Here is a 21371-nt window from a genome sequence, read left to right as displayed (position 1 = left end):
AGAATTCAGTCGCGGTACAGCCACTCATCGTCGTCGTCCTCGCGGCGGCGGACGGGGATGTCGGCGCGGGTGACGTTCGCCGGCGCCGGCCCGGCCGCCGCCTCGGCGGGCTCCTCGGCGGGGTTGCGGCGGCGGTGCGCGTACCCGAGCGCGGCCAGCGCGGCGCTCAGCCCGAGCACCGCGACCAGGCCGGTGCCGGGCGACCAGGCGCCCAGCATCAGCATCGCCTGGGCGGTGCCCGCGACCAGCACCACGCTCCCGGCGGCGGCGACGACCAGGCGGCCGACCGGGTCCAGCGCGCGCACCAGGATCCAGCACGCCGCGCCCGGGGCGGCGAACAGCAGCAGGGCCAGCAGCAGCGTCATTTGATGAAGACGAACCTCTCTATGACCACCGCGACGACCGCGATCAGCAGCGGGAACGCCAGCACGGTCAGGGGCAGCAGGCGCCGCCGCACGTCGGCGGGAGACAGGGCGGTGCCGGGGGACCCGGCGAACAGCCGCAGCCGCCGCAGCTCGCGGGCGAGCAGGACCATCAGCAGCACCGGCAGGTAGATCAGGCCCGCCGGCGTCCACGGCGAGGAGCGCAGGCCGAGCCCGGTCGGCTTCGGCGTCGGCAGCACCGGGTCGGCGGGCGGCGCCTTCAGCCGGTAGACGGCGGCGTCGCGGTCGGCGAACACCGTGGCGATCTCCGGAGAGGACGCCAGCGCCCGCCGCAGCCGGACGCCGTAGTCGGCCGCCAGGCCCGAGTTCAGCACCTGGAAGTCCTCGTGGCTGCGGGTGGTGACGAAGAAGCCGCCCGGCCCCTGCTCCTTCAGCGTCTGCACGATCTGCGCGATGTTCCCGGGGTTGTTGCGGTCGGCGATCACGGCCGTGTAGTTGAACCGCTCCCACTCCCGGTAGGACCAGGGCATCACCGGGGTGCCGCCCGCCAGGTTGGGGTCCTCCGCGCTCAGCCACACCACCCCGACGACGCCGGTCTTGTAGTTGTCCAGCATGACGTCGAACGCCTTGACGTCGCTGCGGCGGACCTGCTCGTACTTCTCGTTGCCGTAGCGGACGGTCAGGAACCCGCCCGCCATCAGCAGCGCGAACACCGACGCGGCGGCGACCGCGGGCCAGTGCCGGCGGGTGCCGGTGCGCAGCCGGGCGAGCCCGGACGGCCGCACCCGGGGCGCGCGCACGGCGGGCGCGTCGAACGGCGCCGGGAAGAACAGGTAGGCGATCAGCAGGCACGCCGCGGGCAGCATGAAGAAGTAGATGCGCAGCCCGATCTCGCCGCCGTAGTTCTGCAGGCCGAGCGAGGCGAACGGCACCAGCATCAGCACCAGCGCGACCCGGTCGTCGATGCCGCGGGCGCGGCGCCGCAGCAGCCCGGCGACCGCCAGCACCACGATCACGGCCGCGATCAGGATGCGCAGGTACTGGATCTGCTGGGTGTCCCCGTCGACGTTGCCGATCCGGCCGCCGGTGCTCTGCTGGAAGTTGGTGAGGATCTTGCCGAGCCCGCCGAAGATCTCGTTCTTGCGGCCGGCCCAGTACCCGACGGTCATGAAGCTGACCCACGCCGCGTACACCACCCCGGCGATGATCGGCATGCCGCGCAGGCTGCACCGGCGCATCAGCACCAGGCCGCCGCAGGCCGCGGTCATCAGGAACGGGGTGAGCTGGTGCGCCGCGGTGCCGACCAGCAGCAGCGCGAACAGCAGGAACAAAAGGATCCGCTGGTCGCGCAGCGACACCTTCGGCGCGGGCAGCTCGCCGGGGTCCTTGGCCGCGAACAGCCAGTCGTACAGGCGCCACAGGACGCCCGAGCGCTCCGCGGGCTCCCTGCCGCGGCGCCGCCCGGCGCGCCGGGTCGTCTCGTCGTGGTGGCGGAACCAGTTGACCAGGATCGCCAGGAAGTACAGGTAGAGCAGGTAGGCGAACGCCTGCGGGGACAGGTAGTCCTGCCCGACCCAGTTGGCCGCGATGAACAGCCACGCCGCGAACCACTTGGCCCGCCACGTCGCGCGCAGCACCCGCAGGATGAGGATGTAGGGCAGCAGGTACATCAGGTTGGTGACCGGCGGCGCCCAGCGCAGCACCGGCTCGATGTCGTGCTGCCCGACCGCCTTCAGGACGAACGCGGCGAAGGCGAAGAAGCCGGGCGTGCTGAACCGGGCGTCCAGGAACCAGCTCACGGTGTGGGTGCGCTCGACGTACTCGATGAACCCGGCGGTCTGCCAGACGGTGGAGAACCGCGCGACCGGCTCCAGCGCGAGCGTCACCCCGTGCAGCGACATGATCAGGATGCCGATCTGCACGCTCAGCAGCAGCCGGTGCGGCCGGGGCAGCGCCAGCGTCGCCATGAACGTCAGCACCAGCACCGCCGCGCCGAGCAGCGTCGCCACCGGCAGCACCGCGATCAGCCCGTGGCCGCCGATCGCGTCCATGTCGACGCCGCCGAGCGGCAGCCAGAACAGCGCGGTGCCGATCAGCATCGCCGCGGTGAGGCCGAGCAGGACCGGCCGCCCGGTCCCCGGGACGGCGGGCGGGGCGGCTCCGGCGCCCCGCGGGGCCCCCTCCTCCGGCTGGCGTGCCTGGCGAAGCGTCACACTCAAGAGATATCCCGCTCTCCGTCGCCGGTGGAAGACCCGCCGGCGGGCCGTTCGGGCCGGATGGTCCGGCGCAGTCCCGGCCAGATCGCGGCGGCGACCGCCACGTTCACCGCCAGCACGGCCACCCCGATCGTGTACAGGTGGGCCGGGTCGATCAGCAGCACGACCAGCCCGAGGACGCCCGCGAGCCGGACCCCCTGCAGCAGCGCGATCAGCCGGGTCCGGTTGCGCACCCGCAGCGCGCCGATGTACAGCTCGATCACCGCCTTCGGCAGCACCGCCAGGGCCAGCACCTGCAGCAGCGGCGCGCCGGCCTCGTAGCCGTGGCCGTAGATCCTCAGGCCGATCGGGGCGGCGGCGACCACCAGCACCGTCACCGGCACCAGCAGCATGACGGTGCGCCGCAGCGCCGCCCGCGTCGACTCGGCCAGGGTGTCCCGGTCGAAGGAGCCCTCGACGGTGAGGGAGAACGACAGGGTGAGCGCGAGCAGGTCCAGCATCATGCCGGGCACCCACGCCATCTGGAAGTAGGCGTTGGTCGAGGGCGTCAGGTGCGTGGCGACCACCAGCGGCACCAGGCTGACGGTGGCGAACTGCAGCGCGCCGCCGAGGTAGCCGGTGCGCAGGTAGGCGGCGATCTCCTTCTTGGTGGAGCGGTGGCCGCGGCCGCGGTTGGCCGCGGCGTGCCCGGGGATCATCCGCCCGAAGATCAGCGCGTTCACCGGGACGAGCAGCACCATCACCGGCACGTACCAGGCCAGCACGATGCCGTTGTGCGGGAACGCCCCGGCCAGCGCCATCACCAGGCCGAGCCGGGTCAGCGACCAGACGGTGTTGACGACCGGCACCCAGCCCGCGTGGCGCAGCCCGGTGAAGACGCCCTCCATCGCGTTCCACAGGTTCCACGCCACCGCCATCGCCACGAACAGCGCACCGGGGCCGAACCCGCGCAGCCGGTCGAAGTTCGACCAGTCCTTCCCCCACACGTTCAGCGTCACCAGGAACAGGACGCCGACCACGGCGGCGGCGGCGACGCCGAGCGCGTAGCACGACAGCACCAGCCGGCGGGTGCTGCGCGCCGTCTCGGGGATGAACCGGATCAGCAGGAAGTTCAGCATGGTCACACCGCCGACGAACATGATCGCCTGGTTCATCGCGGTGTTGCGGCCGTAGTCGGCCGGGCCGTAGAAGAACGGCCCGACCAGCCAGAACGCGGCGCCGAGCGCGGTGGTGATGCCGCCGTTCAGCATCAGCGCGTAGGCGTTGCGGAACAGCGGGTTGGACAGCTCGCGGCGCAGCCAGCCGGGCGCCGCGCCGGCGGGCGGCGAGGCCAGCGTCGGGTCAGACACGGCGGGCCGCCTTCCGCGCGCCGTACCGGGCCCGCCGCACCACGGCGTAGCCCTTGGTGAAGGCGCGCTCGCGCAGGTAGGCCCGCGGGACGCCCGCGCCCTCGACGACCCGCGCGAACAGCTCCGGGGTGGTCCGGGGGCCGACGGTCAGCCGCGGGATCGCCAGCACGTCGCCGGCCCGCGCGCCCGTGCCCGCCGGGGCGAGCCGGTTGGCGACCGCGCAGGCGGTGTCGTAGCCGGCCGCGCGCACCGCCCGCCGCACCCGCGCGCTGGAGTAGCCGAACGGGTAGGCCATGGTCGTGACGGCCCGGCCCAGCCGGTCCTCCAGCAGCTCCTTGTTGCGGGCGAGCTCGTCGCGCAGCGCCGCGTCGCCGAGCTGGTCCAGCTGCGGGTGGCTGTGGCTGTGCCCGCCGAGCTCGATGCCGTGCGCCGCCGCCTCGCGCACCTGCGACCAGGTCAGCATCGCGTCCAGCGGGCGGCCCGCCGCGTCCGGGCCGGCGTCGGCGAGCCAGCCGGTGGTGACGAACACCGTCGCGGTGAAGCCGAGGTCGTCCAGCACCGGCAGCGCGTGCCGGTGGAAGTCGGCGTACCCGTCGTCGAAGGTGATCACCACGGGCCGCTCGGGGAGACCGGCGGTGGAAGTCCCCGTGGTGGGAGACAGGGCCGAGAACGGGACGGGCGTGCGCCCGCGCTCCTTCAGCAGCCGCATCTGGGCGGCGAAGGCGCGGGGGGTGACCGCGAGCGCCGCCGTCTCCTTCGGCGGCCGCTCGCTGATCGAGTGGTACATCAGCACCGGAAGGGCGCCGGTCCAGGGGGTGCTGCGCAGGGTCATGCCGCTCCCTGGCCCGCGACGGCGCGGCGGGCGCGGCGCGCCTGGAGGCGGGCGGTGTACAGGCCGGTGGCGTAGCCCCAGGCCGTCCAGGCCAGGCCGAGCACGATGGCCCCGGCGCGGCCGAAGCCGGCCAGGTCGCCCTTCAGGCCGTCGGTGACGCCGCGCAGCGCGCCGCGCGGCAGCGTGACCAGCGCGTGGGTGCGCTCGCTGGACAGCCCGTCGGCGGAGCCGACGCTCGCGGTCACCAGGGCCTTGGACAGGCCCTCGGCGTAGCAGCGCTGCCGGAAGTAGGCGAAGCGCGCGCGCAGCGGCGGCACCCGGTGCCAGATGACGGCCTCGTCGTCGTACAGCAGCTCGGCGTCAGGGCAGCGCTGCCGCAGCCGGATGCAGAACTCGGTCTCCTCGCAGCCGAGGGGACGCTTGTGGAAGGTGCGGCCGATGCGGGAGTCGAAGCCGCCCGCGAGCGGGAACATCTCCCGCCGGAACGAGGCGTTGCCGCCCATCACGTTGCGCACCGGCCCCGGGTGCAGGCCCCGGTAGGTGCAGCCGACCGTCCAGTCGAACTCCTCGGGGAACCAGCCCGGCCGGGTGCCGGTGGCCGCGGGGACCGGGGCGGCGACCAGCTCGGCCGAGGTGGTGGAGCCGGGCCAGAGCGGCAGCGTCAGCCCGCCGACGCCGGCCACCCGCGGGTCGGCGTAGTGCCGGGCCATCCCGGCGAGCCAGCCGGGCGCGGCGACCGCGTCGTCGTCGAGGAAGGCGACCACGTCGCCGCGCGCCACCGCCACGCCGGTGTTCTTGCCGCCCGACAGGCCGCGGCCCTCGCGGTTCTCCACCACGACCGCGTCGGCCAGCGACCGCTTCAGCCGGGCGTGCAGCGCCGGGTTGTGGTCGACGACCACGATGATCTCTTCGGCCGGGTGCTCCTGGCCGCGCACCGAGGCGACGGCCGCGTGCACGTCGTCCCACCGCTCCTCGGTGTAGGCGCAGATGACGACGGAGATCCGGAGCGCGCTCACGACACCCGCCCCCTCAGCCGGGCGTAGGTCTTCAGCACCCGGTCGGCCCTCTTGTACAGCTCCGGGTTGTCCAGGACCGCCGCGCGGGCCCGGTTCAGCGGCGTGGTCCGCGCCCAGTGCAGCGCCGCGCCCGGCGCGCGGCGGGCGACCCGGCCCTCGGCGATGGGGATCTCGCGCCCCTTGAACCCCTCCTTGAACTCCTTGCCGCCGCGCCCCATCGCGATCTCCTCGACCCCGTTGGCGGCGCAGCCCTCGGCGAGCCGCAGGTGCCCGATCATGCCGGGGGAGTACTTGCCGAACCGGGTGTCGTAGGCGGGGAACCAGCCGGCCATGACGGGCCCGCTGCGCAGCCCGAAGTGCGCCGACACCGGCTCCTCGCCCGCCCACAGCACGCTCAGCACGCCGAAGCCGGTCTCGTGGAAGTGCCGCACCAGCCGGACGATCCAGGGCCGCGCGAACCGGTCGGTGCGGCCGGTCCGGTTGTACTGGTCGGACTTCCAGTCCATGAGCCGGCGCAGGTCGGCGGTGTCGGCGGAGGCGAACTCGTACCGCAGCTCCCCGACGTCGCGGCCGAGCTTGCGCTCCTTGTAGCGGATGGTCTTGTGGGTCTTCGGCGCGGCCTCCTTCAGGTGCGCCTCGAACGCGGCGAACCCCTCGCCCAGCTCCATCACCGGCTCCACCCGCCGCGCGGTGTGGAACGGGGCGAACAGGGCCTGCCGGGCGATCAGGTGGTCGAAGTCCCAGACCGCGAGCCCGCAGGACCGCAGCAGGGTGCGCGCGTCCAGCCGCAGGTCGTCGTCCGCGACGATGCCCTGCAGGTCGGTGAGGCCGAACCCGACCGGGTGGCCGACGCCGAGCGGGCCCCGCTCGAAGGGGAAGAAGCCGGCGATGCCGGAGGCGTCCTCCACGACCGCGACCCGCACGCCCTCACGGAACCGGTCCACCCCGAGGGCGAACTCCGGCGCCAGGAACGGGTTGCCCAGGTCGCGGCCGGTCAGCTGCAGATCGCGCCATCGCTTGATCTCGGCCTCGCCGAGGTCGCGCGGGCGGGTGACGGTGATCTTCACTCGGTGCCGGTCCTGCCGTACGCCGCGGACTGCCAGCCCAGCTGGACCGGGTCGGCCGGGACCAGGCCGTGCACGACGGTGACGTCGGTGACGTCCACCGCGTCCGGCGCCGGCTCCAGCCTGCCCTGGAAGCGCAGCCGGACCATGGTGCGCAGCACCCGCCAGCCGTCCCGCCAGGTGTTGAGGTTGGACTCGCCGAAGCGGCGCTCGGTCTCGTGGCTGGCGACCTCGGCGATGCGCAGCCCCGCGCGCACCGCGTTGACGCACATCTCGGTCTCGATCTCGAACCCGGTCGAGCGCAGCGCGAGCCGGCCGACGGCGTCGCGGCGCATGGCCACGTAGCCGTAGCACAGGTCCGACCAGCGCTGCCGGTAGAGCCGGTTGGCCAGCCAGGTGAGGGCCGAGTTGCCGAGCCGGCGCAGGCCGGTGAGGTCGTCGGAGCCGCCCCCGCAGCCGTACCGGGTGCCCTTGACGAAGTCGTAGCCGCGGCACAGCAGCGCCAGGAAGGAGTCGAACTCGGCCGGGTCCATGCTGCCGTCGGCGTCCAGCATGATGATCATCTCGCCGGTCGCCGCGGCCATCCCCTGCCGCATCGCGGTGCCCTTGCCGGTGGGCGGCTCGCTGATGATCTTGGCGTCGGGGCGCACCGACAGCACGTACTCGACCGTGCCGTCGGTGGACCGGCCGTCGACGATGACGATCTCGTCCACCGCGGTCAGCCGCGGCATCAGCCAGCGCAGGTTCTCGGCCTCGTTCAGGGTCGGGATGACCGCGGTGACGGTGGGCCATCGGCGGGTCCGGCCGCCGATCGCGGGCAGTGCGCCGGGGCGTGTGAGGGGGGCCGCCCTCAGCATGCCGTCGACACGCACGGAGGAATCAGGAGTGTGCATGGGAGTCCCCGTAATTCGTTGACGTCTTGACCCGTTAGATGTCGGGTCAGCCCATCATGTTTGGACCTCTTGCCTTATGGCTCCCATAAGTTGCGCAGGCTCGCCTACGCCCCCCGTACCGCGCCGGCGGGTAAGGGGTCCATCACGGACCGCTTGGCCGGGCATCGGGCCATAAATCCGGCAAGACATCGCAGCTGATGTGGCCACTTCCGGCCATGTCCTTGCAGGTCGTAGCGTGATCTTCAAGCTCTGATGTTTTCATCACCAGTCACTTCTTTCAACACCTATCACTCTCATCCACGGCATTGATAGGTAAAATCCAATCAATTCCGGCATATAGGGAGGTGCACTTCGCTTGACAGTCCCGTACCGGCGTGCGTGGTTTTGGGTGATCTTTATCGTCTGGTGAGATGCGCCAGAGACCGCAGTGGAACCGGCAGCCACGACGGGCGGTTGCCGGCCTCGTACCGGATCTCGTAGACCGCCTTGTCGAGCTCCAGGGCGCGCAGCAGCGTCGCGTGCGCGGCCGGGTCCGTCCCGCCCGCCTGCGCGTAGCCGCGGCAGAACGCCCGGCGGTTCCGCTCGGCCCACGCCTCCGAGCGCGCCTCCAGCGCGTGCGCGGCGTCCGGCGTCACGTAGTTCTCGTCGGCGTGCAGGAAACGCGCCGCGTACTCGAACGAGCGCAGCATCCCGGCGACGTCGCGCAGCGGATGCCCCGGCGCGACGCGCTCCTGCGGCGTGCGGGCCGGCTCGCCCTCGAAGTCCAGCAGCACCCAGCCGGTGCCCGAGCGCAGCACCTGGCCGAGGTGGTAGTCGCCGTGCACCCGCTGGAACGGCAGCGGGCCGGTCAGCCCCGACAGCGCGTCGAACGCCGCGCCGATCGCCGGGACGTACGGCTTCAGATCCGGGACGCCCTCGGCGACCTCGGCCAGCTGGGCGCGCATGGCGTGGACCAGGCCGGCCAGGTCCTGCGGCCGCACCTCGCTCACGCCGAACTCCGCCGCCAGGTCGCGGTGCACCTCCGCGGTGGCCGCGCCGAGCCGCTCCGCCTCGCCCCCGAAGTCGCCGCCCGCCAGCGCGGGGTCGGGGAACACGCCCGGCTCCTGCGGCTGGGCGAACCAGTCGCGGACGCTGGTGACGGCGAGCTGCCAGCCGTCGGTCGCGCCCGGCACGAACTCCGACAGCAGCCCGAGCGTGACCGGCTCGCCGTCGTCCCCCACCAGCTCGAACCAGCCGTGCACGGCCGGGACGTGCGCGCTGCCGCGCCGGGTCAGCGCGAGGTTGACCTCCAGATCGGGGTTCACGCCCGCCGAGAGCCGCCGGAACAGCTTGCAGATGTGCGCGTCGCCGAAGATCAGCGAGCTGTTGCTCTGCTCGGCCGACGTCGGCGCCCCCGGCAGCGTCACGTCGATCGGCACGCCGGGGACGCGGTGGAAGCGCAGCGGCCCCACCTCCGCCCCGCTCTCGATCGCCGCCAGCAGCAGGCCGGTCAGCTCCGGGTCGTGGATCGCGTCGTAGACGTGCACCGGCCCGCCGTCCAGCGGCACCCGCCCGATCAGGCCCGGCCGCACCCGGTCGGGCAGCTCGCTCCGCACGCCGGCGAACAGCTGGTACCGGTCGGCGACCGGCCCCTGGCGGACCTCCAGGACCAGATGGCGCAGGCCCGGATCGCCCGCCCGCAGCTCGGTGGCGGAGACGACCGACACCCCGTCGACCGGGCGGTCCTTGCCGGCGAACCATCGTTGCTGCGGCAGCCAGCTCAGCAGCAGGTCGGCCAGGGAGTGCACGGTCACATCACCTCATCGCCGGTGTCCGGAGGCGGGGGGAGCAGGAACCAGTAGAAGCCGTGTCCGGGAAGGGTGAGCAGGTAGGGCAGTTCGCCGATGGCGGGGAACTGCACCCCGCCCATGCACTCGATGGGGGTGGAGCCGTGGAAGCGGCGCAGGTCGAGTTCGACGGGCTGGGGGAAGCGGGACAGGTTGTTGACGCACAGGATGGTGTCCATGCCGCCCCAGTGGTTGGACTCGCCTTCGGCGATCTCGCGGACGAACGCCAGGACCGAGGGGTTGGAGGCGGAGAGTTCGACGTATTCGCCGACGCCGAAGACGGGGTGGCGTTGGCGGATCTCGATCATTTTGCGGGTCCAGTGCAGCAGCGACCCGGGGTTGTCGCGCTGGGCTTCGACGTTGACGGCCTGGTACCCGTAGATGGGGTCCATGATGACGGGCAGGTAGAGGCGTCCGGGGTCGCAGGTGGAGAAGCCGGCGTTGCGGTCGGGGGTCCATTGCATGGGGGTGCGGACGCCGTCGCGGTCGCCGAGCCAGATGTTGTCGCCCATGCCGATCTCGTCGCCGTAGTACATCACCGGCGACCCGGGGAGTGACAGCAGCAAGGCGGTGAAGAGTTCGAGTTGGTTGCGGTCGTTGTCCAGCAGGGGCGCGAGGCGGCGGCGGATGCCGATGTTGGCCTTCATGCGGGGGTCTTTGGCGTACTCGGTGTACATGTAGTCGCGCTCTTCGTCGGTGACCATCTCGAGCGTGAGCTCGTCATGGTTACGCAAGAAGATGCCCCACTGGCAGTTCGCGGGGATCTTGGGTGTCTGCGCCATGATCTCCGAGATGGGGTAGCGCTGTTCGCGCCGCACCGCCATGAAGATCCGCGGCATGACAGGGAAGTGGAACGCCATGTGGCACTCGTCGCCGCCGGCGGCCGGATCGCCGAAGTAGTCGACGACGTCGGCGGGCCACTGGTTGGCCTCGGCCAGCAGGACGCGGTCGGGGTAGAGGCGGTCGACCTCGGCACGCACGCGTTTGAGGTAGGCGTGGGTCTCGGGCAGGTTCTCGCAGTTGGTGCCCTCACGCGCGTACAGGTAGGGGACCGCGTCCAGGCGGAACCCGTCGATGCCCAGGTCGAGCCAGAACCGCAGCACCTCCAGCAGGGCGTCCTGCACCGCGGGATTGTCATAGTTCAAGTCGGGCTGGTGGGAGAAGAACCGGTGCCAGTAGTACTGCCCGCGCACCGGGTCGTAGGCCCAGTTGGACTGCTCGGTGTCGACGAAGATGATGCGGGCGTCGGGGTACTTGGTGTCGGTGTCGGACCACATGTAGAAGTCCCCGAACGGGCCTTCGGGGTCGGTGCGCGAGGCCTGGAACCAGGGGTGCTGATCAGAGGTGTGGTTCATGACCAGGTCGGCGATGACGCGGATGCCGCGAGCGTGGGCTTCTTCGATGAGTTCGACGAAGTCGCCGAGTTCGCCGAAGTCGGGCAGGACCTTGGTGTATTCGCTGATGTCGTAGCCGCCGTCACGCAGGGGCGACTGGTAGATCGGCAGCAGCCACAGGCAATCGATGCCGAGCCATTGCAGGTGGTCGAGTTTGGAGATCAGCCCGCGCAGGTCCCCGTTGCCGTCGCCGTTGGAATCGGCGAACCCCCGTACCGACACCTCATAGAACACCGCCGTCTTGAACCAATGCGGATCACGCGGCGTCTCCGGATCGAAGGAGTCGGGGATCGGCCCAGAGGGCGTCGGGACCACGTCCGGCGGGATCTCGGGGATCGGCTCGCCGCGCGGCAGCACGCCCGGCGCGGAGTAGGGGCTGGTCTGGCCGGGGGCGCGCGCGAAGTGCCGGTCGGAGGCCGCGGCGGCGGCCTGCTCGGAGGTGGGCGGGGTGGTGTCGGCGCCTGTCTGCTCGGGGTCCTGGGACTCGTGCGTGTCGCTCAACTGGGGTTTCTCCGCAGCGTGAAGATGTGGGCCGGCTGTACGTGGGGATCGAGACGCACGTAGTTGGCCTGCCGCCAGGTGTACTCCTCGCCGGACAGTTCGTCGGTGACGGCGAACTCGGCGTCCGGGGCGAGGCCGAGGGCGGGCAGGTCCAGGTGGACGGTGGCCTCGCGGGCTTGGTGCGGGTTGAGGGTCACCACGGCGAGGACGACGTCGTCCAGCACCCGCTTGGAGAAGCAGACGATCTCGTCCTGGTCGGCGTGGTGGAAGTGCAGGTCGCGCAGCCGCTGCAGCGCGGGGTGTGCGCGGCGCAGGCCGTTCAGCCGGGTGATGAGCGGGGCGATGCTGCGGCCCTCGCGCTCGGCGGCCTCCCAGTCGCGCGGCCGGTACTGGTACTTCTCGGAGTCGCGGTACTCCTCACTGCCGGGACGGACGGGCGTGTTCTCGATCAGCTCGTAGCCGGAGTAGACGCCCCAGCTGGGCGACAGCAGCGCGGCCAGCACCGCCCGGATCTCGAACGCCGGGCGGCCGCCGTGCACCAGGTACTCGTTGAGGATGTCGGGGGTGTTGACGAAGGCGTTCGGCCGCATGTACGCGGCGGCGGGCCCGGACAGCTCGGTGAAGTACTCCTCCAGGTCGGCGCGGGAGTTCTTCCAGGTGAAGTAGGTGTAGGACTGGTGGAAGCCGATCTTGGCGAGGGTGTGCATCATCGCCGGGCGGGTGAAGGCCTCGGCCAGGAACAGCACGTCGGGGTCGGTCCGGGCGATCTCGCCGAGCAGCCGCTCCCAGAACGCGACGGGCTTGGTGTGCGGGTTGTCCACCCGGAAGATCCGCACGCCGTGGTCCATCCAGTGCCGGACGACCCGCAGCACCTCCTGGTAGATGCCCTCGGGGTCGTTGTCGAAGTTCAGGGGGTAGATGTCCTGATACTTCTTCGGCGGGTTCTCGGCGTAGGCGATGGTGCCGTCGGCGCGGGTGGTGAACCACTCGGGGTGCGCGGCGACCCAGGGGTGGTCGGGGGAGCACTGCAGGGCGAGGTCGAGGGCGACCTCCAGCCCGTGGTCGCCGGCGTAGGCGACGAAGGCGTCGAAGTCCTCGATGGTGCCGAGGTCGGGGTGGACGGCGTCGTGGCCGCCGTCGGGGGAGCCGATCGCCCACGGCGAGCCGGGGTCGTAGGGGCCGGCCTCCAGGGTGTTGTTCGGGCCCTTGCGGAAGGTGCGGCCGATCGGGTGGATCGGCGGCAGGTAGACGACGTCGAACCCCATGTCGGCGACGGCGGGCAGCCGCTTCATCGCGGTGCGGAACGTTCCCGACATCGGGCCGCGCCGGCCCATCGGGTCGACGGACGCCCCCTCGGAGCGGGGGAAGAACTCGTACCAGGACCCGTACAGCGCGCGCTCGCGTTCCACCGTCAGCGGGTACCAGTCGGTGACGGTGAGCAGGTCGCGCAGCGGGTAGCGCTCCTCGAAGGCGCGGATGTCGGGGGTGCTCGCGGCGGCCAGCCGCTTCGCGGCGGGGACGGTACGGTCGGCCATCAGCTTGGCCAGGCGGGTGTAGGCGGGCCGGTCGTGGGCGGGCAGGCCCTCGGCGGCGCGGGCGAACAGCAGCGAGCCCTCGGCGAGCATCAGCTCCACGTCCTGGCCGCGCGGGATCTTGATCTCCGCGTCGTGCCGCCAGTGCGCGATCGGGTCGCCCCACGCCTCGACCCGGAAGTGCCAGCGGCCGGTGGCGGTCGGGGTGACGTCGGCGGCGAGCCGGTCCATGCCCGGGACGATCTCGGTCATCCGGACGGGCGGCCCGACCTCGCCGTCCGGGTCGCGCAGCACCACGGCGGCGCCGAGCATCTCGTGTCCTTCGCGGAATACCGTCGCGCTGACCTGGAAGGTCTCGCCCGGGACGGCCTTGGCGGGCCAGCGCCCGCCGCTCGGCCGCGGCTCCACGTCCAGCACAGGAATACGGCCAATCTCCGTCATACCCGCCTTCAGGGAAGATTTGGACCCGTCTCGCATGCGCCATCCCCTACCCGCTCGTGATTCCCAAAACCGTCCATGCCCGCGATCCGCGCTTTACTGCCTTGTGGACACACCAAACTTTGGGCTACATCTCCGCTACCGAACGGCTGCCAGATCGGGAGGTTCACCCGGGTTGACCGGTTTCGGCCCACCTTGATCCACCGGCGGGCCGGCCGGTCCGCGCTGACCCGCTCCGGCCACGTTCCTGACGAACCCTTGGCGCGGTCCGCGCGTCTTCCCAGGCATGCCGCACCATGTGCCGTTCGAGGCGGTCCGCGCCCTCGCCCTGTGGCTGCTGCTCGTCGCCGTCGCGGGCCTGGCGGTCTGGCGGCCGCTGGTCCGCCGCACCGGCTGGGCGCCGCTGCCGACGCTCGCGCTGCTCGCCTGGACCGCGCTGGTGCTCGGCATGACGCTGCCGATGACCGTCGCACCGGGCGTGGGGGAGCGGCTCGCGGTGTGCGTCGCGCATCCGCTGTCCGACGCCGCCTGGGCCGTCTCGATCTTCGGGACGCGCGGCCTGGAGGACGTCATGAACGTCGCGCTGTGGGTGCCGTGCGGGCTGCTGGCGGTCCTGGCGACCCGCCGCGCGGTCGCCGCGCCCGCCGTCCTCGCCGGGATCTTCGTGGCGGTGGAGCTGCTGCAGACGCTCGACCCCGGCCGCGAGTGCGATCCGGGCGACTGCGTCTACAACTCCGCCGGCATCGCCCTCGGCGCCGCCACCGCCGCCGGCCTGCGCGGACTGCGCGCGCTGCGGGCCGCGCGTGCCGAAGACAGACCGGTCCTTTAGGTGACGGTGTCCTGTACGAGGTCGCGCCCTGGGGTGCGTAGCGTTTAGCGTGGCGGGGCGTGAAGGCAATTCGACGATTCACCGTACGTACCGTCCTTCCCGAACCGCTGCGCCGGCTCGAGGAGCTGATCCTCAATCTGCGCTGGTCCTGGCACCACGAGACGCTCGACCTGTTCCGCTCGGTCGATCCGGCCCTGTGGGAGGCGGTCGGCCACGACCCGGTCCGGCTGCTCGGCGAGGTCGCGCCCGACCGGCTGCGCCGGCTGGCCTCCGACCGCCGCTTCCTGCGGATGCTGCACGACGCCGCCGACGAGCTGCAGGACTACCTGACCGCCGACCGCTGGTACCAGTCGCTGCCCGACGCGCCGCGGGCCATCGCCTACTTCTCGCCCGAGTACGGGATCACCACGTCGCTGCCGCAGTACTCCGGGGGCCTCGGCATCCTGGCGGGCGACCACCTGAAGACCGCGAGCGACCTCGGCGTGCCGATCATCGGCGTCGGGCTGCTGTACCGGCACGGCTACTTCACCCAGTCGCTGTCGCCCGACGGGTGGCAGCTGGAACGCTACCCGCCGATCGACCCGAACGGCCTGCCGCTCACCCTGCTGCGCGAGGAGGACGGCACGCCCGTGCGCGTCTCCATCGGCCTGCCGCAGGGCCGCGACCTGCACGCCCAGGTCTGGCTGGTGCGCGTCGGGCGGGTGCCGCAGCTGCTGCTGGACTCCGACGTGGAGGACAACGACCAGGCCGCCCGCGACATCACCGACCGGCTGTACGGCGGCGGCGGCGACCACCGGTTGCTCCAGGAGATGCTGCTCGGCATCGGCGGCGTCCGCGCCATCCGCGCGTACTGCCGCATCACCGGCCACGCCGCCCCCGAGGTGTTCCACACCAACGAGGGCCACGCGGGGTTCCTCGGCCTGGAACGCATCCGCGAGCTGGTCGCCGAGGCCGGGCTGACCTTCGACGAGGCGCTGGAGGCCAACCGCGCCGGGACGGTGTTCACCACGCACACCCCCGTCCCGGCCGGCATCGACCGCTTCCCCCGGGAGCTGGTCCGCAAGTACTTCGGCGGCGTCAACGAGGAGAAGGGCATCCCCGCCGACCGGGTCCTGGAGCTCGGCGCCGAGGACTACCCCGGCGGCGACCGCACCGTGTTCAACATGGCCGTCATGGGCATGCGCCTCGCCCAGCGCGTCAACGGCGTCAGCCGGCTGCACGGCGAGGTCAGCCGGGAGATGTTCGGCGGCCTGTGGGGCGGCTTCGACACCGCCGAGGTGCCGATCGGGTCGGTCACCAACGGCGTGCACGCCGGGACGTGGGTGGCCCGCGAGGTGCTGGAGCTGGCGGCGCGCCGGGTGCCGTCGGTGCTGGAGTCCGCGCAGGGCTGGGAGGGCGTGCGCGACGTCCCCGAGGGCGACATCTGGCGGGTGCGGCGCACCCTGCGGGCGCGGCTGGTCGCCGAGGCGCGGCGGCGGCTGCGCGCGTCGTGGCGCCAGCGCGGCGCCAGCGACGCCGAGATGTCGTGGATCGACGACGCGCTCGACCCGGACGTGCTCACCATCGGGTTCGCCCGGCGCGTCCCGTCCTACAAGCGGCTCACGCTGATGATGCGCGACCCCGAGCGGCTGCGCGCGATCCTGCTGGACCCCGAGCGGCCGGTGCAGATCGTCATCGCGGGCAAGGCGCACCCGGCCGACGAGGGCGGCAAGCGGCTGATCCAGGAGATCGTCCGGTTCGCCGACGGCGAGGACGTGCGGCAGCGCATCGTGTTCCTGCCCGACTACGACATGGCGCTCGGCCAGTGCATGGTGCAGGGCTGCGACGTGTGGATGAACAACCCGCTGCGGCCGCTGGAGGCGTGCGGGACGTCGGGGATGAAGGCGGCGCTGAACGGCGGCCTGAACCTGTCCATCCGCGACGGCTGGTGGGACGAGTGGTTCGACGGGCAGAACGGCTGGGCGATCCCCTCCGCCGACGGTCTGGCCGCCCCCGAGCGCCGCGACGCGCTGGAGGCCGCCGCGCTGTACGAGCTCATCGAGGACCACGTCGCGGTGATGTTCTACGACCGCGACGGCGGGCCGCCGCGGCGCTGGCTGGAGATGGTCAAGCACACCATCGCCACGCTCGGCCCGAAGGTGCTGGCGAGCCGGATGCTGCGCGACTACGTCCAGGAGTACTACGTGCCGGCGGCCGCGTCCGCGCGGGCGATGGCGGCGGGCGGGTACAGCGGCGCCCGGCGGCTGGCGGCCTGGAAGGAGCGGGTCCGCAAGGCCTGGCCGGGCGTCGCGGTCGAGCACGTGGAGTCCACCGGCGAGGAGACCCTGCACGTCGGGGCGCGGCTGGCGGTCCGGGTGGTCGTCGACCTCGGCGGCCTGGACCCCGGCGACGTGGCGGTCGAGGCGGTGTACGGGCGGGTGGACGCCGCCGACGCGTTCATCGCCCCGTCCTACCTGGAGCTGGCGGCGGCCGAGCAGGCCGAGGACGGGCGGCTGCGCTACGCGGGCGAGATCCCGCTGGCGCGCAGCGGCCCGTTCGGCTACAGCGTCCGGGTCGTGCCGAGCGACCCCGGCCTCGCGGGGCAGGCCGAGCTGGGGCTGGTCGCCCTGCCGCCCGCCCCGCAGGGCATGACCAACGGGAACCTGCGCTGAGGCGCTCCCCTACTCCTCGTCCTCGGGCGGGGAGTCGGGGAGCCGCCAGGCGATGATCAGGTAGGGGAGCAGGGCGACCGAGAACAGCAGGGCGAAGAACAGCAGCAGGACCGCCGCGCCCGCGACGTGCGACGCGCGGCCCTCGCCGGGCATCGCGCTCATGACGGTGGCGAAGACGACCACGAGCAGCCCGAGGCCGAGCCGGTGCGCGATGGCGTGCGCGCGCAGCCGCTCCGACACCTGCCGCTCGTCCAGCAGGTGCTCGGCGAGCCCGACCGTGCCCCGGGTCGCCGGGACGAGGTTGCCGAACACCCAGAACCCGACCGGGAAGGCGATGAGGATCGCCGCGAGGTTGGTGTACATCGCGGCGTCGCTCGGCGCGAGCGCCCAGGACACGGCGGCGTCGGCCCACAGCAGCGCGAGGCAGGCGAAGCCGGCGCGGGCGAGCATCCGGCGCCCCTTCCGGGTGCCGTAGCGCGTGGGCCTGTTGCTGCGCTCGATCGCCTTGCGGTCGCGTTCCTGCTTCTTGGTGGCGGTGTCCATGGGGGTCTCCTTCAAGTCGTGCTGCCGAGCCGGGGGAAGGGGGTGAGGGAGAAGACGACCTCGACGGGCACCTCGAAGTGCTCCGCGATGCGCAGGGCGAGGTGCAGGCTCGGGCTGTACTCGCCGCGTTCGAGGTAGCCGATCGTCTGGTAGTGGACGCCGAGGGCGTCGGCCAGGGCGCGGCGGGAGACACCGCGCTCGGCTCTCAGCACCGCGATCCTGTTGTGGACCTGTTCCTTATCGTTGGACACTCACTACCGTCCTCCGTATGTCTGCTGTTGTTGATAGTAGTTGTACTACATCCTGTTGTGGGGGCACAAGCGAAGAGCCCGCCGGCCAGGGGCCGGCGGGCTCTCGCGGAGCGCGGGATCTACCGCGTGAACAGGGCCGCGACGAACCTGGTGGTGTCGGGCAGCGAGGCCGCCATGTTCTCGCTGTGCCCGGCGCCCGGGTACGCCTTGAACGTCACCGGCTGCCGGTTCGCCTTCAGGTCGGCGACGAGCTTCAGCGTCAGCGGGATCGGCACCGTCGTGTCGACCATGCCCTGCGCGATGTAGAACGGCCGGTCGTAGCCCTTCACCGGCACCTGCATGACGCTGCGGAGCTGGTCGAAGAACTTCGCGTCGAACAGCGGCCTGGCGAGCAGCTGCCCGATGCCGATGCCCTCGGTGCGCTTCACCATGTCGGCGTAGCAGAGCGTCTCGGCGTCCTTGACGACCTGCCGGCCGAGCGGCGTCAGGTAGCCGTCCACGCCGAGCCCCGGCCGCGCGGCCTTCAGGCCGGCCAGGATGTAGGCCGTGTACCCGGTCAGATCGGCGAGCGGCAGCTTGGGGATGTAGGGACCGGCGAGCGAGACGATCCCCTCCAGATTGGACGGCGGGCCGGTCGCGACCGCGCCCCGGAAGTCCAGCTCGGGCGCGTACCTGGTGGCCAGGTTCGCGGTGAACAGCGCGGCCTGGCCGCCCTGCGACTGCCCGATCACCACCCACTTGGACGCCAGCGACCGGTTCAGGCCGCGCGCCGCCCGCACCATGTCGACCGCCGAGTACGCGGCGGTCTTCCCATCGAGGTAGGGGTGCACGCCGGGCGTGCCGAGACCGGCGTAGTCGGACGCGACGATCGCGTACCCCTGCGCCATCCACTTGGTCAGGTAGGTGATGTCACGCTCGGAGCGGCCGGCGGTGGACGGCGCGCACGCGTCGCCGATGCCGACCGTCCCGTGCGTCCACGACAGCACCGGCCACCCGCCGCGCGGCGGCGTTCCCTTCGGGACGAACACCGCGCCGGTGCTCGGCGCGGCCTTCCCGTCCGGGCCGGTCGTGGTGTAGGTGACCCGCTGGGCGGAGCCGGTGCCGGGCAGCCACAGGTTCGCGGGCAGCGGCGTCACCGAGGTGACCGTGCCGGGTTTCGGCGCGGCGGCCTGCGCGGCGGCGGGGGAGAGCACGAGGGTGCTGGAGAGCAGGGCACTGCCTGCGGCGAGAAGACGGCGCATCGGGGGGACCTCCAAGATCGAGGTCACCGTAGCGCGCGCCTGTCCTCTTGGTAAGGGGCCTGGTCAACCGCCCTTGCGGGCACAAGCGCTCAGCAGCCGGCGCAGCTGAGCAGCGGATCTGTGATCCGCCTTGCCGGTGGCGATGTTGACGCAGTCCTGCAACGCGCTCGACTGGATGAGAAGAGCACGAAGGCACCTCTCCTTGTCCATGAGGGGCGTGCTCCCACACTGCTCTGGCCGAATGGCCGCGATGAGCAGGGGGAGGGTCCACCTGCCGCCGGGATCGAACGCGGGTGAGGGCTCAGCGCCGTTCGTGCCGACCAGGTGGCCGTCCGCCTTCTCGAAGTAGGTGCTCTGGGAGCCGCCTATCGGAAGGAGGAGATGGCCCGTGTCGACGTCGAGCAGTTGGGTGCGGGACTTGGGGAGGAACAGCATGAGGCGGCTTCCGGCGGGGACCGCGCGGGCGAAGCGTTCGGGCGTCTTGCTCCGGTCGCCTCCGCCCACACCGACGTAGAGGCGCCCGTCCGGGGTGGGACGGCCCTTCACCCAGGTCTCCACGCGGACGCGCATCACCACGGACACGTCCTTGGCGGAGACCGGGGAGCGGGGCGCGAAGCCCTCCACCGTTCCGGTGACCACGTACTGGGACTCCTTGGCGATGTCGGCCGGGTCCCGGAGGATCATGAGTTCGATGCCAGGTGTCTGGAAGATGGTCGGATCGAGCGTCGCGGCCGGTGCGGCGAGCACGGGCGCGCGCTGCGGCCCGGCCGGTCCCGCCAGGCTCGGCACGGCCACGATCGCGGCGACGGCCGCCGCCGTCAGCGCGCCGCCCGCGACCCGGCGCCGCCGCCGGACCGTCCGGGCGCGCCGCGCGACGGCGGCCGGGGCCAGCGACGGCGGGACGTGCTCGCCCGCGCTGTGCGCGGCCAGCGTCTCCCGCAGGTCCTCCTCGGTGAACGGCATGGCTCAGCTCTCCTCTCGAACCGGGACGAGCGTGGGGTCGACGCGCAGCTTGGCGAGGGCCCGGCTGATCTGGCTGCGCACCGTCACCGGCGAGCAGCCGAGCACGTCGGCGATCGCGGCGTGCTCCAGGTCGGCGTAGTAGCGCAGCACCACGGCGGCGCGTTCGCGGCGGCCGAGCTTGGCGAGGGCCTGCCAGAGCGCGTCGCGGTCCTCGACGCCGGTCCCGGCCGCGGCGGGCGCGTCCGGCATCCGTTCGGTCGGGACCTCGCGGCGCCACCGGCGGCGCCACCACGACGCGTGGGTGTTGACCAGGATCCGGTAGACGTAGGGGTCGGGGTCGTCGCCGATGCGGTGCCATGTCAGCCACGCCTTGGTCAGCGCCGTCTGCACCAGGTCCTCGGCGGTCGCCCGGTCCCGGCACAGCAGGTACGCGGTGCGCAGCAACCGGGACGAGCGCTGTGCCGCGTACTCCCCGAAATCGGTCCGGTCCGCCATCCGCGCTCCCTCGTGTGTCCTACGCCGGTACTACCGCCAGGACCCCGCCGGGCGTTGCGTCCGGGAAAGAGGTTTTTGGGGCGGGGCGGGCGCGGGTAGGAGAGCCGCCGTGAAGATCTTCGTCTCGGTCGACATGGAGGGGGTCTCCGGGCTCACCGATCCCGAGGAGATGCGCGCGGGCGGCAGGGGCTACGAGCGCGGCTGCGAGCTGATGACCGGCGACGCGAACGCCGCGATCCGGGCCGCCTTCGACGCGAGCGCCGCCGAGGTCGTCGTCGCCGACGCGCACGGCGGCGGCCGCAACCTGCGGGCCGACCTGATCGACCCGCGCTGCACGCTGGTGCGCGGACCCTACAAGCCGATGCGGATGGCCGAGGGGCTGGACGCCTCCTTCGACGCCGCCGTGTACGTCGGCTACCACGCGCGGGCCGGGACGGCGCGCGGCGTGCTGAACCACACCTGGATGGGCCGCGAGATCCACAACGTGCACCTCAACGGCCGGATCGCCGGGGAGATCCTGCTGATGGCGGCCTATGCCGGGACGCTCGGCGTGCCCGTCGCGCTCGTCACCGGCGACGCGGCGGCCTGCGCCGAGGCGCGCGAGGTGCTCGGCGACGTGCCGGCGGTCGCGGTGAAGACCGGCAGCGACCGGTACGCCGCCGCGCTCGTCCCGCCGGCCCGGGCCCAGCAGATGATCTACGAGGCGGGCCGGGACGCGCTGAGCGAGGTGGCGAACTGGCGGACGTGCGAGGTCGACCCGCCCTACACGCTGCGCGTGGAGTGGAACGCCACCGCCATCGCCCAGTCCTGCGCGGTCATCCCGGGCGTGGAGCTCGTCGGGCCGCGCACCACCGAGTTCACCACCGATGACTACACCCAGATCGTCGGGCTGCTCGGTGTCTGCGCCACCATCGCGGGCGACGTCGGCTGCACCGGCCGCCACTACGGCTGACC

At 72.3% G+C, this 21371-nt stretch carries 18 protein-coding genes; 3 read left to right on the top strand and 15 right to left on the bottom strand.

Annotation, left to right across the window (positions count from 1 at the left end; all coding sequences use genetic code 11):
- Window positions 1-5: 5 nt before the first annotated feature.
- From ACRB68_RS06155 to ACRB68_RS06110, 10 genes are all read right to left on the bottom strand, one after another.
- Window positions 6-365: a hypothetical protein gene (locus ACRB68_RS06155; protein WP_153531185.1), complete on the bottom strand. Its 360-nt coding sequence runs from the start codon at window positions 363-365 to the stop codon at window positions 6-8.
- A complete protein-coding gene (locus ACRB68_RS06150) occupies window positions 362-2602 on the bottom strand; it encodes a hypothetical protein (RefSeq protein ID WP_194293195.1) in 2241 nt (746 codons plus the stop codon). Before ACRB68_RS06150 ends, ACRB68_RS06155 begins: the two co-directional genes overlap by 4 nt.
- A complete protein-coding gene (locus tag ACRB68_RS06145) occupies window positions 2599-3948 on the bottom strand; it encodes a polysaccharide biosynthesis protein (protein ID WP_153531183.1) in 1350 nt (449 codons plus the stop codon). Before ACRB68_RS06145 ends, ACRB68_RS06150 begins: the two co-directional genes overlap by 4 nt.
- Window positions 3941-4780 (bottom strand): polysaccharide deacetylase family protein, encoded by an 840-nt coding sequence (locus ACRB68_RS06140; protein WP_153531182.1) that lies wholly within the window; start codon window positions 4778-4780, stop codon window positions 3941-3943. The genes ACRB68_RS06145 and ACRB68_RS06140 overlap by 8 nt, the downstream gene beginning before the upstream one ends.
- Entirely contained in the window at window positions 4777-5796 is a 1020-nt protein-coding gene (locus tag ACRB68_RS06135) for a glycosyltransferase family 2 protein (RefSeq protein WP_194293283.1), read from the bottom strand. The genes ACRB68_RS06140 and ACRB68_RS06135 overlap by 4 nt, the downstream gene beginning before the upstream one ends.
- Window positions 5793-6863 carry a GNAT family N-acetyltransferase gene (locus tag ACRB68_RS06130; protein WP_328593822.1) on the bottom strand — a complete coding sequence of 357 codons (1071 nt, stop codon included), beginning with the start codon at window positions 6861-6863 and terminating at the stop codon, window positions 5793-5795. The genes ACRB68_RS06135 and ACRB68_RS06130 overlap by 4 nt, the downstream gene beginning before the upstream one ends.
- Window positions 6860-7732, bottom strand: coding sequence for a glycosyltransferase family 2 protein (locus ACRB68_RS06125; protein WP_328593821.1), 873 nt, complete (start codon window positions 7730-7732; stop codon window positions 6860-6862). The genes ACRB68_RS06130 and ACRB68_RS06125 overlap by 4 nt, the downstream gene beginning before the upstream one ends.
- Before the next feature lie 416 nt (window positions 7733-8148).
- Window positions 8149-9546: a maltokinase N-terminal cap-like domain-containing protein gene (locus ACRB68_RS06120; RefSeq protein ID WP_328593820.1), complete on the bottom strand. Its 1398-nt coding sequence runs from the start codon at window positions 9544-9546 to the stop codon at window positions 8149-8151.
- Window positions 9543-11288 (bottom strand): maltose alpha-D-glucosyltransferase, encoded by a 1746-nt coding sequence (gene treS / locus ACRB68_RS06115; RefSeq protein WP_328594075.1) that lies wholly within the window; start codon window positions 11286-11288, stop codon window positions 9543-9545. The genes ACRB68_RS06120 and treS overlap by 4 nt, the downstream gene beginning before the upstream one ends.
- A gap of 182 nt (window positions 11289-11470) precedes the next feature.
- On the bottom strand, window positions 11471-13447 hold the full coding sequence (locus tag ACRB68_RS06110; RefSeq protein WP_194293194.1) for an alpha-1,4-glucan--maltose-1-phosphate maltosyltransferase: 1977 nt from the start codon (window positions 13445-13447) through the stop codon (window positions 11471-11473).
- Between the two features lie 283 nt (window positions 13448-13730).
- Here ACRB68_RS06110 and ACRB68_RS06105 point away from each other — a divergent pair, with 283 nt between their 5' ends.
- Both ACRB68_RS06105 and glgP read left to right on the top strand, forming a co-directional pair.
- Window positions 13731-14273, top strand: coding sequence for a VanZ family protein (locus ACRB68_RS06105; protein WP_153531180.1), 543 nt, complete (start codon window positions 13731-13733; stop codon window positions 14271-14273).
- 59 nt (window positions 14274-14332) lie between these two features.
- On the top strand, window positions 14333-16924 hold the full coding sequence (gene glgP / locus ACRB68_RS06100; protein ID WP_328593819.1) for an alpha-glucan family phosphorylase: 2592 nt from the start codon (window positions 14333-14335) through the stop codon (window positions 16922-16924).
- Between the two features lie 9 nt (window positions 16925-16933).
- Here the strand turns inward: glgP and ACRB68_RS06095 are convergent, their stop codons facing one another.
- From ACRB68_RS06095 to ACRB68_RS06075, 5 genes are all read right to left on the bottom strand, one after another.
- On the bottom strand, window positions 16934-17467 hold the full coding sequence (locus ACRB68_RS06095; protein ID WP_153531179.1) for a hypothetical protein: 534 nt from the start codon (window positions 17465-17467) through the stop codon (window positions 16934-16936).
- A gap of 11 nt (window positions 17468-17478) precedes the next feature.
- Window positions 17479-17718 carry a helix-turn-helix transcriptional regulator gene (locus tag ACRB68_RS06090; protein ID WP_328593818.1) on the bottom strand — a complete coding sequence of 80 codons (240 nt, stop codon included), beginning with the start codon at window positions 17716-17718 and terminating at the stop codon, window positions 17479-17481.
- A gap of 119 nt (window positions 17719-17837) precedes the next feature.
- Complete coding sequence (locus ACRB68_RS06085; RefSeq protein ID WP_153531178.1) at window positions 17838-18959, bottom strand: lipase family protein; 1122 nt, start codon at window positions 18957-18959, stop codon at window positions 17838-17840.
- Between the two features lie 63 nt (window positions 18960-19022).
- A complete protein-coding gene (locus ACRB68_RS06080; protein ID WP_153531177.1) occupies window positions 19023-19922 on the bottom strand; it encodes a hypothetical protein in 900 nt (299 codons plus the stop codon).
- 3 nt (window positions 19923-19925) lie between these two features.
- Window positions 19926-20417 (bottom strand): SigE family RNA polymerase sigma factor, encoded by a 492-nt coding sequence (locus ACRB68_RS06075; RefSeq protein ID WP_153531176.1) that lies wholly within the window; start codon window positions 20415-20417, stop codon window positions 19926-19928.
- A 109-nt stretch (window positions 20418-20526) separates the two neighbouring features.
- Between ACRB68_RS06075 and ACRB68_RS06070 the strand changes: the two genes are divergently transcribed.
- Window positions 20527-21369 (top strand): M55 family metallopeptidase, encoded by an 843-nt coding sequence (locus ACRB68_RS06070; RefSeq protein WP_328593817.1) that lies wholly within the window; start codon window positions 20527-20529, stop codon window positions 21367-21369.
- Window positions 21370-21371: the final 2 nt, after the last annotated feature.

It is taken from the genome of Actinomadura macrotermitis (assembly GCF_009604375.1).
Taxonomy (GTDB): Bacteria; Actinomycetota; Actinomycetes; order Streptosporangiales; family Streptosporangiaceae; genus Spirillospora; species Spirillospora macrotermitis.
This window is presented reverse-complemented; position numbering and strand designations above follow the sequence as displayed.

Coding starts and splice junctions, on each gene's coding strand:
- ACRB68_RS06155 (WP_153531185.1), bottom strand. CDS start 365: ATGACGCTGCTGCTGGCCCTGCTGCTGTTCGCCGCCCCGGGCGCGGCG.
- ACRB68_RS06140 (WP_153531182.1), bottom strand. CDS start 4,780: ATGACCCTGCGCAGCACCCCCTGGACCGGCGCCCTTCCGGTGCTGATG.
- ACRB68_RS06110 (WP_194293194.1), bottom strand. CDS start 13,447: ATGACGGAGATTGGCCGTATTCCTGTGCTGGACGTGGAGCCGCGGCCG.
- ACRB68_RS06105 (WP_153531180.1), top strand. CDS start 13,731: ATGCCGCACCATGTGCCGTTCGAGGCGGTCCGCGCCCTCGCCCTGTGG.
- ACRB68_RS06095 (WP_153531179.1), bottom strand. CDS start 17,467: ATGGACACCGCCACCAAGAAGCAGGAACGCGACCGCAAGGCGATCGAG.
- ACRB68_RS06085 (WP_153531178.1), bottom strand. CDS start 18,959: ATGCGCCGTCTTCTCGCCGCAGGCAGTGCCCTGCTCTCCAGCACCCTC.
- ACRB68_RS06080 (WP_153531177.1), bottom strand. CDS start 19,922: ATGCCGTTCACCGAGGAGGACCTGCGGGAGACGCTGGCCGCGCACAGC.
- ACRB68_RS06075 (WP_153531176.1), bottom strand. CDS start 20,417: ATGGCGGACCGGACCGATTTCGGGGAGTACGCGGCACAGCGCTCGTCC.